The 13,160-nt window shown below is 69.8% G+C and carries 7 protein-coding genes; 3 read left to right on the plus strand and 4 right to left on the minus strand.

Annotation, left to right across the window (positions count from 1 at the left end; genetic code table 11):
- The first annotated feature begins 51 nt into the window (after positions 1-51).
- The 3 genes from PLC66_RS06230 to PLC66_RS06240 are packed head-to-tail and all read left to right on the plus strand — an operon-like array spanning position 52 to position 5,354.
- Complete coding sequence (locus tag PLC66_RS06230) at positions 52-2,235, plus strand: hypothetical protein (protein WP_324538470.1); 2,184 nt, start codon at positions 52-54, stop codon at positions 2,233-2,235.
- A 43-nt stretch (positions 2,236-2,278) separates the two neighbouring features.
- Entirely contained in the window at positions 2,279-3,826 is a 1,548-nt protein-coding gene (locus tag PLC66_RS06235; RefSeq protein WP_324538472.1) for a c-type cytochrome, read from the plus strand.
- A 16-nt stretch (positions 3,827-3,842) separates the two neighbouring features.
- Positions 3,843-5,354, plus strand: coding sequence for a c-type cytochrome (locus tag PLC66_RS06240; RefSeq protein WP_324538474.1), 1,512 nt, complete (start codon positions 3,843-3,845; stop codon positions 5,352-5,354).
- 56 nt (positions 5,355-5,410) lie between these two features.
- Here the strand turns inward: PLC66_RS06240 and galU are convergent, their stop codons facing one another.
- From galU to smc, 4 genes are all read right to left on the minus strand, one after another.
- A complete protein-coding gene (gene galU / locus PLC66_RS06245) occupies positions 5,411-6,316 on the minus strand; it encodes a UTP--glucose-1-phosphate uridylyltransferase GalU (RefSeq protein ID WP_324538476.1) in 906 nt (301 codons plus the stop codon).
- A 69-nt stretch (positions 6,317-6,385) separates the two neighbouring features.
- The gene (gene ligA / locus PLC66_RS06250; protein ID WP_324538478.1) at positions 6,386-8,446 is read right to left on the minus strand and encodes an NAD-dependent DNA ligase LigA; all 2,061 of its coding nucleotides are present in this window, start codon (positions 8,444-8,446) and stop codon (positions 6,386-6,388) included.
- Positions 8,446-9,528, minus strand: coding sequence for a cell division protein ZipA (locus tag PLC66_RS06255; protein ID WP_324538480.1), 1,083 nt, complete (start codon positions 9,526-9,528; stop codon positions 8,446-8,448). The genes ligA and PLC66_RS06255 overlap by 1 nt, the downstream gene beginning before the upstream one ends.
- 36 nt (positions 9,529-9,564) lie before the next feature.
- On the minus strand, positions 9,565-13,107 hold the full coding sequence (gene smc, locus PLC66_RS06260) for a chromosome segregation protein SMC (RefSeq protein ID WP_324538599.1): 3,543 nt from the start codon (positions 13,105-13,107) through the stop codon (positions 9,565-9,567).
- Positions 13,108-13,160: the final 53 nt, after the last annotated feature.

Consider the following 13,160-nt stretch of genomic DNA (forward strand, 5'->3'; position numbering starts at 1 on the left):
TCCGGGCAGCGGCTGCCTCCGCGGCCCGGAAGATTGCGCAGGAGAAGGCGCATGAACCTGTGCTCGAGCCTGCATCGCCCTCTCTTGGCCCCTCTCTCCGGGGCGCGCTCCGGCCCTCTCTGCCTGCTTCCGGTGCTGCTGGTCGCGCTGCTTGGCAGTACGCTCGCCGCGCCTTCAGTTGCCGCGGACGTCGACCGCAGCCTGCCGCAGCCGGGCCCTTCGCTGTTCGATCGTCTGCTCGAACGCGAGGCCGACGGCACCCCGCAGGTGCCCTTCCCGTTTCCGGCCCTGCTGCAGCGCGTGCGCGCGCAGCTCGATGGCGAGGCCCCGAACGGGGGGCTGGCCATCGTGCTGATCCCGCTCGGGCGCTCGCTGCAGCGCCACGCCGCCGGCGACGTCGACGCCTTCCGCTTTCCACGCGTGGTGGCGGCAGTCACGGGCGAACCGGTGACCAACGCGCCAGCCGGCCACCTTTACCTGAAGGACCGGCTCTATCTCGCCCACCACGAGCGCGCCGAGGCACTGGAGGTGATCAGCTACAACGAGGACGCGGGCCGCTTCGAGTTCCAGCTCGTGTTCGACTACCGTGCCGGGGCGACACCGCGAGTGGTGCCCGCCAACCGCACGCTCTGCCTCGCCTGCCATCAGAACGCGGCACCGATCTTCTCGCGCCCGTCGTGGGATGAGACCAGCGCCAGCCCCCCGGTCGCCGCCCGCCTTGCCGCGACCGGACTCGACTATCAGGGCCTGCCCTGGCGTCACGGCGTCGATGTGCCGGAAGCGATCGACGCCGCCACCGCCGCTGCGAATCGCCTCGCCGTCGCCCAGCGCCTGTGGCAGGAGGGCTGCGCCCTGGCCACCGCGCAGGCCAGCATCGACTGTCGTGCGCAAGCCCTGCTGCAGGCGCTGCGCCAGCGCCTCGTTGGCGGCGCAGCCACGATCGCGAGCGCCGACGTCAGCCAACGCCTGGTCGAGCCCTTGCTCGCCAGCTGGCAGGCGCGCTGGCCCGACGGGCTCGTCATTCCCGATCCGCAAGTGCCCAACCGCCAACCCTTCGCCGGCATCGAGGGCGGCATTGCGCCGCCCACCGACGCCGAGCTCGTGCGCTATGCCGACATTCCCACCGCCTTCGATCCGCTCGCGCTGCGCCCGCCGCTCGAGCACTGGCGCGGGCGCGACGCTGGCGATGTGGCGCGCTTCATCCGCCTGCTCGGCGAGCTGTTCTCGCGCGCCGACCTTGCACTGATCGAGCGCGCGCTTGCACGCATGCCGCAGCCCAGGGCGCGGAAGATCGACCTGACCTGCACCCTGCGCCGGATCGCCAGCGCAATGCGGGCGGACCTCGACTGTGCAGGCGGCCCCGAGCTGCGCCTGCAGGCGCGAATCAGGCTCGACGACAAGCGCATCGCCGACGGCATCGTGGACCGTCTCGAGCTGCCCGGATCGCGCGCGCTCACCGGTGTGGCACTGGCGATCTCCGCGCCCCACGCCGAGCCATCCGGCTCGTCGCTCCGTTTCACCCTCGCCACCCGACGGGGCGGTCCGGTCCGCGCCAGCACCGGGGAGGCCATCACCGCCTTGCGGCTTGACGGCGGCGAGCTCGGCGGCGACGCGGCGGCCTGGTCCAACGCCGCCGACACGGTCACTGCAGGCCTGGAGCTCGTCGATGACCTGCAACCGCTCGGGCCTGCCGTCGATGCGCTCGCACAGGCCAACCTGGCCGGACAGGACGACGCCCTGACGGCGGGTCCGGCGCGCCGCATGGCCCTCCTCGCGCCGCTGCTGCGCGGGCTCGGTGACGACGTTCCGGCCCCCCCACCCGCGGCAGCGCCCGCGCCCCCGCAGCCGGCCGACCTCGCCCAGTCGCGCACGCTGCACTGGCCCGCCGACCTGCAGCCCTTCCTGCGCCAGTGCAGCCAGTGCCACGCCGAGAACACCGCCTTCCCGCCCGGCTTCCTGCATGGCGACGAGGCGCGCGTGCGCGCCAACCTCGCAACTTGCGCACAACGCATGCGCTATCGGCTCGAGATGAACCGCCTGCCGCCCGCCGCCCGCCCGAAGACCCCGATGCCGCCGCCCGCTGCAGCACATGCGGCGGCCTTCCTGCAGTCGCCGGACATGGCCGCGATGCGCGACCTGCTGGAGCGCCTGCTGCAGGCGCGGGGCGCGCCCGGCGAGGACGTGCTTGCCCACCCCTACACCACGCTCGCCCCCTGCCGCATGCCGACAGGGTGATCAGCCAAGCGGCATCGCACCGCACTGCAGATCCGAGGTCACCGTGAACACGCCCGAATCCGCCCCCCGCCCGCCTCGCGCCCGCCTCGCGCGCACGCTGCTGCGGGTCCTCGTCCTGCTGCCCTGGCTGCTGATCCTGCTCGGTGGCGGCTACGCGCTCGTGCGCTTCGTGCCGGACGAGCCAGTGACCCATGCCGACCCGGTGGAACACTTCAAGTACGGCTCGACCGGCGGCGAGCGCGAGTCGGGCTTCCCGTACTGGATCTGGCAGGCCTTGCCGACCGTGTGCGCCGAACACCTGCCCGGTCCCGGCTACCGGTCGCTCGGCTTCATCTTCGAGGACGGCCGCGACTTGCCGGTCGGTGTGTCGAAGCGGCGCCACCTCGGCATCGACCGCGTGTTCCTCAACTGCGCCGCCTGCCACACCGGCCTCGTGCGCGACACCCCGGAAGCGCCGCCGCGCCTGATCGTCGGCATGCCCGCCCACCGTTTCGACATTCGTGCCTTCCAGCGCTTCTTCTTCGAATGCGCTGCCGGCCCGAGCTTCTCGCGAGAATTCATCGTGCCCGAGATCGAGCGCCTGAGCGGCGGGCTCGGGCTCGTCGATCGCTACCTCGTCTATCCGGTGGCGATCGCGCTGATGCGCGAACGCCTGCTCATGCTGCGCGGGCGCTTCGCCTTCGTGTTCGATCAGCCCCCGTGGGGGCCGGGGCGGGTCGACACCTTCAACGCCGCCAAGGTGCTGTTCAACTTTCCGGTGGCGCAACTGCCCACCTACGAGCGCCTCGGCGCCTCGGACTTTCCCTCGATCTGGAACCAGCGCAAGCGCATGCAACGCGACGACGGCGAACGCATGGAACTGCACTGGGACGGCAACAACACCCACACCGAGGAACGCAACAAGAGTGCGGCCTTCGGCACAGGCACCACGCCACCGACCATCGACCTCGCCGCAATCGCCCGGGTCGAGGCCTGGCTGCTCGACCTCGCCCCGCCCGCCTGGCCGCTGCCCATCGACACCACCCTCGCCGCACGCGGCGGCGCGCTCTACGCACGCTATTGCGCCGACTGCCACGGTGCCAGCGGCAGCGACTTCGCCGGAGCGAAGGTCGGCCACGTCACGCCGATCGCGCAGATTGCCACCGACCCCGCCCGGCTCGATTCCTACACCCGCGATCTGGCGCTCAATCAGGCCACCCTCTACGCCGGCTATCCGCATCGCTTCCAGCATTTCCGCAAGACGCGGGGCTACGCCAACATGCCGCTCGACGGCATCTGGCTGCGTGCGCCCTACCTGCACAACGGCTCGGTGCCTACGCTGCGCGATCTGCTCGAACCATCCGGCGCGCGCCCGCGCTGCTTCGTGCGCGGCAACACGCTGATCGACGCGGTGCGCGTCGGCTTTGCCAGCGCCGCCGACCTCGCGCTATGTGACGCGACCACCGGCACGCCCGGCAACATGGCCGAGCGCTTCCTGTTCGACGCCAGGCTGCCGGGCAACGGCAACGCCGGTCACGAAGGGCCGGCCTATGGCACCGATCTGCCGGCCGCGGACAAGGATGCGCTGGTCGAGTACCTGAAGACCTTCTGATGCGAGGAGTGCCGCCATGAAATCCGCCCCCTGCACAAATCCGGGGACGCGCCCGGCCCCGGTCCTAGCCCGGCGCCGCAACCGCGGCCGCAGCCTGCTGGTCGGCCTGCTGGTGCTGCTCGCGCTCGGCGCCGCCGGCGGCGCCTTCGCCTGGTACAAGTTCTTCCGCGAGGAGCCGCAGCCGGAATGGATCACCCGTGATCCCGACATGCGCTTCAAGTACGGCTCGATCGGCGCCGAGCGCGATGCCGGCATCCCCTACTGGATCTTCTACGTGCTGCCGCGGATGTTTCCCGACAAGCTACCGGGCCCGGGCGGCTACGCCGCCTTCGGCGTGGTGTGGGAGGAAGGCCAGGAGCTGCCCGTCGGGTTCTCGAAGAAGGTGGTGGGTTTTCCACGCGTGGCCAACAACTGCGCGTCCTGCCACACCACGAGCTACCGCACCCAGGCCGATGCGGCGCCGACTTTCGTGCCCACCGGCCCCAATCACACGCTGAACCTGTGGGCCTTCTTCCGCTTCCTGGTCGACTGCGCCAAGGACCCACGCTTCAACGCCGACAACCTGATGGCCGAGATCAACCTGGTCACCGACCTGTCGGTCATCGACCGCCTGCTCTATCGCCTCGTGATCATCCCGATCACGCGCAAACGCCTGCTCGAGCGCGAACAGCAATTCGCCTGGCTGTACCGCGACGACTTCCCGCCCTGGGGCCGCGGCCGCGACGATGCGATGAATCTGACCAAGTACTTCATGATCCGCTGGCCGATGGACGACAGTTTCGGCCCGACCGACATGCCTTCGCTATGGAACCTCGGCAAGTACCGCGCCGACCAGGGCATGCGCATGAACTTCGCCGGCGACAGCCACGACGCGTACTCGGTGGTGATCGACTCCGCGCTCGGCCTGCTCGGCGCGCCGCCCAAGGACAACGCCGAGTTCCTCGGCCAGGTGCGCTGGCTCATCGACTACGTGTCGGCAAAGCGTGCGCCACCGTATCCGTTCGCGATCGACACGGCCGCTGCTGCGCGCGGCAAGCAGGTGTTCGAGGCGACCTGCGCCGGCTGCCACGCCTCGGCACGCACCGGGACGGTGATCCCGCTTGCCGAGGTCGGCACCAGCCCGGAGCGTATCGGCACCTGGAACGAACGCGCCGCGCGCGAAGCGAATGCGGTGGTGGCCGGGATGGGCATCGAGCGCCCGGGCCTGGTCGAGGCGCCGCTGACCGGCTACGTCGCTGCCTTCCTCGACGGCATCTGGCTGCGCGCGCCCTACCTGCACAACGGCTCGGTGCCGACCCTGCGCGACCTGCTCGAACCGCCGGCGCAACGGCCTACCACCTTCTGGCGCGGCTACGACGTCTACGATCCGGACCGGGTCGGCTTCGTCACCCACGGTGCCGAGGCCGAGCGCATCGGCACCGTGCACGACGTTGCCGCCCGCGGTGGCAGCAACCGTGGCCACGCGTTCGGCACCAGCCTTCCCGCCCCGGACAAGGCCGACCTGATCGAATACCTCAAGACCATGTAAAACGGGCGACCCGCAGGCCGCCCGTCACAAGTCTGCCGCGACGCGCGAGAAAGGCCTTACTTGGCCGCCTTCGCCGGCTTGCCTTCGGCACCGAAGCGCCCGGCAAGGTAGGCCGCGAAATCTTCGCCGGTTTCCGGGTGCCGCAGGCCGAACTCGATCGTCGCTTTCAGGTAGCCGAGCTTGGAGCCGCAGTCGTAGCGCACGCCATCGAACTGGAAGGCGAGCACCGCCTCTTCCTTCAGCAGGGAGGCGATCGCGTCGGTGAGCTGGTACTCGCCGCCGGCGCCGGGCTTCAACGCACGGATGTGATCGAAGATGCGCGGCGTCAGGATGTAGCGGCCGACCACGGCCTGGGTCGTCGGCGCGTCCTCGGGCTTGGGTTTTTCGACGATGCCGGTCATGCGCTGCACCTGGCCCTTGTCGGATTCGGTGCTGACGATGCCGTAGCTGCGGGTTTCCGCGCGCGGCACGTTCATGGTGCCCAGCACCGAGCAACGGTGGTAGTTGTACACGTCGACCATCTGCTTGAGCACCGACTTGCCGTCCTTGTTGTCGAGCAGGTCGTCGGCGAGGATCACCGCGAAGGCCTCGTCGCTGACCACGTGGCTCGCGCACATCACCGCATGGCCCAAGCCGAGCGCCTCCGACTGGCGGATGTAGATGCAGTTGACGCCCTTCGGCACGGTCTTGCGCACGATCTCGAGCAGCTCCTTCTTGCCGCGCGCCTCGAGTTCGGTCTCGAGCTCGTAGGCCTTGTCGAAGTGGTCCTCGATCGAGCGCTTGGTGCGCCCGGTGATGAAGATCATGTCGGTGATGCCGGCCGCCACCGCCTCCTCGACGGCATACTGGATCAGCGGCTTGTCCACGATCGGCAGCATTTCCTTCGGGCTCGCCTTGGTCGCAGGCAGGAAGCGCGTGCCCATGCCGGCGACGGGGAAAACGGCCTTGGTGACTTTTTTCATGTGACGCACACTCCGGGGTGTCAGGGGGTTAGTGAGAGAAAACTGGGGGTGCTGACCGGCCGGTCATCGTCAGGCTGCGAGCAATGCTTGCAGGCCCGCCTCGTCGATGATGGGAACGCCGAGCTCCTCGGCCTTGGCGAGCTTGGAGCCGGCTTCCTCGCCGGCCACCACGTAGCTGGTCTTCTTCGATACCGAGCCCGCGACCTTGCCGCCCTGGGCCTCGATCAGCGCCTTAGCCTCGTCGCGGCTCAGGTTGGGCAGGGTGCCGGTGAGGACGAAGGTCTTGCCCGCGAACAGGCCAGCAGGGGCCAGCGCTGGGCCGCCCTCCTCCCAGTGCACGCCAGCCGCGCGCAACTGTTCGATGACCTCTCGGTTGTGCGGCTCGGCGAGGAACTCGGCGATCGAGCGCGCCACGATCGGCCCGACGTCCGGCACCTGCTGCAGCGCCATCTCGTCCGCCGCCATCAGCGCATCGAGTGAGCCGAAATGGCGGGCGAGGTCACGTGCCGTCGCCTCGCCGACGTTGCGGATCCCGAGTGCGAAGATGAACCGGGCAAGCGTGGTCGAGCGACTCTTCTCGATCGCGGCGAGCAGGTTCTGTGCTGATTTCTCGCCCATGCGTTCGAGGTTGGCCAGGGCCAGCACGCCGAGCCGGTAGAGGTCCACCGGCGTCTTGACGATGGCGGCGTCGACAAGCTGGTCGACCAGCTTGTCGCCCAGGCCCTCGATGTCCATCGCGCGACGGCTGGCAAAGTGCAGCAGCGCCTGCTTGCGCTGTGCCGGGCAGAACAGGCCACCGGTACAGCGCGCCACGGCCTCGTCCTCGCCGCGCACCACATGCGAACCACACACCGGACAGCTCGGGAAGCGCTCGAGCAGGCGAAAGCGCGGCAGATCCCCCACGCGACGCTCGAGCACCGGCCCCACCACCTCGGGAATCACGTCGCCGGCGCGGCGCACCACGACCCAGTCGCCGATGCGTACATCCTTGCGGTCGATCTCGTCCTGGTTGTGCAAGGTGGCATTGGTCACCGTCACGCCGCCGACGAACACCGGCTCGAGCCGCGCCACCGGGGTCAGTGCGCCGGTGCGTCCGACCTGCACCTCGATGTCGCGCAGCAGCGTCAGCGCTTCCTGCGCCGGGTACTTGTGTGCCACCGCCCAGCGCGGCTCGCGGGTGACGAAGCCCAGGCGCTGCTGCAGCGCGAGCGCATTGACCTTGTACACCACGCCATCGATGTCGAAGGGCAGGCTGTCGCGCAGCGCCGCAATGCGGGCGTGAAAGGCGGCCAGCCCGGCTGCGCCCTGTACCACCGCGCGGTGCGCGCACACCGGCACCCCGAAGGCGGCGATCGCGTCGAGCACCTCGGCGTGCGTAGCCGGCAAGGTCCAGCCCGCGCTGTCACCCAGACCATAGGCAAAGAAGGACAGCGGGCGGCGGGCGGCGATGCCCGGGTCGAGCTGGCGGATGCTGCCAGCGGCGGCGTTGCGCGGATTGACGAAGGTCTTCTCGCCGCGCTCGGCCTGGCGGCGGTTCAGGGCCTCGAAGTCGTCGCGGCGCATGTAGATCTCGCCCCGGATCTCGATCACCTCCGGCCCAGCGCCACGCAGGCGCAAGGGGATGGCCTTGACCGTGCGTACGTTGCTGGTGACATCCTCGCCCGTCTCGCCGTCGCCCCGGGTCGCGGCCTGCACCAGCACGCCGCGCTCATAGCGCAGGCTGATCGCGAGACCGTCGAACTTCAGCTCGGTAGCGAACTCGAGCTCGGGATCCTGCGGCCCGAGCCCGAGTTCGCGCCGCACACGGGCATCGAAGGCCTGCGCGCCGCTCGCCTCGGTATCGGTCTCGGTGCGGATCGACAGCATCGGTACGCGGTGGCGCACCGCTGGAAACTGGGCCAACGGCCGGCCACCCACGCGCTGCGTCGGCGAGTCGGGGCTGCGCAGCTCGGGGTGTGCCGCCTCGATTGCCTGCAGCTCCCGAAACAGGCGGTCGTACTCCGCGTCCGGAACGGTGGGGGCGTCGAGCACGTAATAGGCATGGTCGTGCGCGGCGAGCTCGTCGCGCAATTGCGCGGCGCGTGACGCGGCAGCCTTGGCCGCCGCGTCGGCTTGATCGAACAGGTCCATCACACCGCAAACAGTCGTTGCGCGAGCGGGCCGCCCGCCGGGATGCCGTGCTCGGCCATGCGGGCCTGGAACTGCTCGATCTGGCTGCGGATGATGGTCGCCGCTTCGGTACCGAAGGGTGCGCGGTTGTCGTCGACCACATCGCCGCCGAGCTGCTCGGCCAGAGCGCCTGCCACGCGCATCAGGCGATCGAAGACCGCGCTGCCGTTGGCGACGCGCGGCACGTCGATCACCAGCGTCAGGCCCTGTGTCACGAGCTGCTTCATGCCCTCCGGGGCGAACAAGCCCGGTTCGAGGTTGGACAGGGTGAACAGGCTCGTGCCCTGATCGTCGACCGCATGGAAGGACCCATCACTGCCGAGCTTGAGTCCCTGCCGCTCGGCCAGCTGCTGGATCACGCGGCCGTCGAACTGGCCCTCACGCGCGACCACGTTGACGCCGATCTGCACGTCCACGTCGGCGCAGAAGCGGTCGAGCTCGGTCGCATTGCGCAGGGTCTCGGCACGCAGGGGCAGACCGGGCGGCAATGCCATCACCGCGTCCGCGACGCGCTGCACCCCGCCGGTGAAGCGCATGAAGTCGGCCTCGCCGATCGAGCCCTGGCGATCGACCAGTTGCAGTGCGGCGCAGAACCAATGGCAGGCCCCGGCGCTGTGGGGGCCCAAGGGCTGCCACAGGTTCTGGCTGTCGTTGAAGCCGAACCAGCGCACCGGCTTGCTCAAACCAGCCAACTGCTCGTTCTGGGTAGCCCAGATCTGATGTACGTCGAGCGGCTCGATGGTCTCGAGGCGGATCACGCAATCCGCCCGCTCATCGAGGAAGTTAGGCACCTCGGGGGCGCTGCGCTTGACCGGCGCCTCGCTGAAGGGGCGCGGCTCGCTGCGGGCGATGCCCGGTTCGCGCCGCTCCGCGGCCGGCTCCCCGTCCGCGCGCGGTTCGAGCAGCACGTCGCGATGCTCGGACCTGAAGGCGCGCTCGGCCTGGCGGCGGTGCTTGCGCTCCTGCCATTTGTTGTAGCCGACGATCAGCACCACCGCGGCAAGGCCGGCGCCAATCAGCGCGATCTGTAGTTCGCTGTCCATGTAGGTTCCCGAAAGACTCCGTATTTCCCTTGATTCTCAGGCTGCGGCCGGCTCGGCCAGACGCAGCGCCTCTTCGATATCGACTTCCACCACCCTTGAGACGCCTTGTTCCTGCATCGTGACCCCCACCAGCTGTTGCGCGAACTCCATCGTGATCTTGCTGTGGCTGATGAAGATGAACTGTGTCTGCGATGACATGCGTTTGACCATGTTGGCGTAGCGCTCTGTGTTGGTATCGTCCAGCGGGGCGTCGACCTCGTCAAGCATGCAGAAGGGCGCCGGATTGAGCTGGAACATCGAAAATACCAGCGCAATCGCGGTGAGCGCCTTCTCGCCACCGGACAGCAGGTGGATCGAGGTGTTCTTCTTGCCCGGCGGCTGGGCCACGATCTGGATGCCCGCATCGAGGATCTCCTCGCCGGTCAGCACCAGCTCCGCCCTGCCCCCGCCGAAAAGCTGCGGGAACAGGGCGCCGAACTGGCGATTGACCGTATTGTAGGTCTCCTGCAATTGCTCGCGCGTTTCACGATCGATGCGCCTGATCGCGTCCTCCAGGGTCTCGATCGCCTGCAGCAGGTCCTCGGTCTGAGCGTCGAGATAGCCCTTGCGTTCCGACGCGGTCCTGAGCTCGTCGACCGCGGCGAGGTTGACCGCGCCAAGCTCGGCGATCTCCCGTGCCAGCCGCGCCACCTCGCGCTGCAGGGTGCCCTCGCGCGGATCGGCGGCGAGCAGCGGCGCGAGCGCGTCCTCGTCGGCCGCCGCCTCGCGCAGGCGCTCCTCGAACTGGCCGACGGCGAGTTCCGCCGCCTGCACGGCCAGGCGCAGCTCGCCCACGCGGGCACGCACCGGAGCGGCCTCGTGCTCGGTGCGCAGGCGCATCTCCTCGGCCTGCTTGAGGCTCGCGCTGGCGTTCTCGAGCCCATCGCGCCGGGCGGCGAGCGCCGCTTCGCGGCTGGCACGCAGGCCGAGGGCGTGCTGCAGGGCGTCGGCGCTGCGGCTGTCGTCGATCGCATCGAGCTCGACCAGGCGGGTTTCGCGTTCACCGGCGATGCGCTCGAGCTGCTCGCCGGCGAGTTGCTGATTGCGGCCGATGTCGTCGAGCTTGCCGACGCATTCGCGCGCCGAGAACCTTGCCTCCTGCAGCTCGCGCGCGGCGGCCTGCTCCAGCGCGCGGGCCTCGCGCAGCGCCTGTTCGCGCTCGCGCAACACCTCGGTCGCGGCATCGAGTCGCTCGCGCTGCAGCTCGGCGAGCTCGGCCGCGCGCGCCTGCTCGAGCTCGGCGCGCGCGAGATGTTCGCGCTCGCTGCCTTCGAGATGCACGAGGTCGTCGAGGTCGCGCCCAAGCTGGCTGCGGCGCTCGTCGGCACGGCTGCGTGCCTGGCTCAGCTTGAGCACCTCGACCTGCTCACCATGCACCCGCGCCTGCAGCGACTGGGTCTCGCGCCGCAGCGTCCCTGCCCGATCCTGCAGGCTGGCGGCAGTTGCCTCGGCGCCGAGCAGGGCGTCATGGGCGCTGCGCGCCTCGTCCTCCAGTGCATGCTGCTCGGCAGCCAGCTGGTCGATCTCGCGCTGACGCTCGATCACGCCATGGGTACGGCTGTCGGGCGTGAAGTGGCAGAGGGTGTCACGGCTCAGGATCTGGCCCCGCCTGCCCACCAGCACCACACCGGGCGCCAGCTCGGCGTGGCGCGGCAGCCAGTCCTCGAGGCGATCGACGCTCCACGCGCCGCGCAGGAAAGCCGCGACCAGAGGCTGCAGCCTTGTATCGGTCAGCGCAACCCGGTTGCGCAGCGGCGTGAGTCCGAGCGGCGCCTGCGCCTCGCCCTCTTCGCTGCCGCCCACAGTACCAAGCGCGATCGCGAGCGACTCCGGCGGGGCCTCGTCGAGAATCAGGCGCGCTGCAGCCTCGGCGGCGGCCGCGTCGGTTGCGATCAAGGCCGAGAGCCGCTCCCGCAGCACCGACTCGACCGCGGCATCCCACTCGGGCTCCACACGCAGGCTCTTCCAGAGCGGCGCCAGGGCATCCAGCCCCTGGCGCTTGAGCCAGTCGCCGAGCTTGCCCTGCGACTGCACGCGCGCCTGCAATTGCACCAGCGCATCGCGTCGGGCGCGCAGTTCGGTCAGCCGGCGCTGCACCGTGCGTTCACGGTCCAGCGCGGCCTTGAGCTGCGCCTGCACCTCGGGCAGTCGCGCCTGCGCCGCCGCGAGCTCGTGCTGCTGGGCGTCGAGTTCGTCCTGCAGGGTCTCGAGGCGTGCCTCGCGTTCCGCAATGTCGCGCTCCTCGGGGCCGACGATGGCTGCGCGTTCGGCCTCGAGTCGTGCGCGGCGTTGCGTCAGCGCGTCGAGCGCGCGCGTCGCACTGGCGCGATTCGCCTCCTCCACCCGCAGCTGCTGTTCGGTCTGGGCCAGTTCGCGGCGCGCGGCGGCGACCGTCGTGTCTGCCGCCTGCCTGGCCGCATCGAGCTCGGGCACGCGCTCGCCGATCTCGCCGTGACGCGCCTCGGCGTGCTCGGCGCGCAAACCGGCGTTCTCGGCCAGCTCCTCCCAGCGGACGCGGTCCTGCATGAGCGCCTGCGCCCGCGACTGCCAGTGCGCGTGTTCCAGCTCCAGTTGGCCAAGGCGCGCCTCGAGTCGCTTGCGTGCCTCGCCGAGGTGCTGCAGCTCGGTCTCGAGGCGCGTGACTTCGGCACTCACGGCGAAGAGGTCGCTCTGCGCGCCGTGCACCGCCTCGGAGGCAGCGAAATGCGCCTCGCGCGCGTGCTCGACCGCGGCCTCGAGCGCCTGCAGGCGGGCGCTGTCCGCCTCGATGCGCAGGCTGGCCTCGTTGAGCGCCGCGGCCACGCGCTCGTGTTCGGCACGGGCCTCGTTGCGCTTCACCAGCCACAGCAACTGCTGCTTCTGCACGTGTGCGGCATTGAGGGCCTGGTAGCGCGAGGCCACCTCGGCCTGGCCCTCGAGGTGGCTGATGCGTTCGCCCAGCTCCATGCGGATGTCGTCGAGACGGGCGAGGTTGTCGCGCGCATCGCGCAGCCGGCCCTCGGTTTCCTTGCGACGTTCGCGATACTTGGTGACGCCCGCCGCCTCCTCCAGGAAGCCGCGGATCTCCTCGGGGCGGGCCTCGATGATGCGCGAGATCATGCCCTGCTCGATGATGGCGTAGGCGCGCGGGCCCAGACCGGTGCCGAGAAAGAGGTCGATCACGTCCTTGCGCCGGACGTGCACATTGTTGATGTAGTAGGTGGATTCGCCCGAGCGGTCGAGCACGCGCTTGACCGAGATCTCGGCATACCGCGACCACTGCCCGGCGGCCTTGCCCTCGGCGTTGTCGAAGACCAGCTCGACGCTCGCGCGCGAGACCGGCTTGCGCGTGGTCGAGCCGTTGAAGATCACGTCCTGCATGGACTCGCCGCGCAAGGCCGAGGCCCGGGTTTCGCCCAGCACCCAGCGCACCGCGTCGATGATGTTCGACTTGCCGCAACCATTGGGGCCGACCACGCCGACCAGATTGCCGGGTGTCTGCACGGTGGTCGGGTCGACGAAGGTCTTGAAACCGGCGAGTTTGAGCTTGGAAAGACGCACGTCGGGACGGTACAGGGAGCGGGAGCGCCGCGACAGGCCTGTGCGGACGCCGG

Source organism: Thauera sp., assembly GCF_035444905.1.
Classification (GTDB): domain Bacteria; phylum Pseudomonadota; class Gammaproteobacteria; order Burkholderiales; family Rhodocyclaceae; genus Thauera.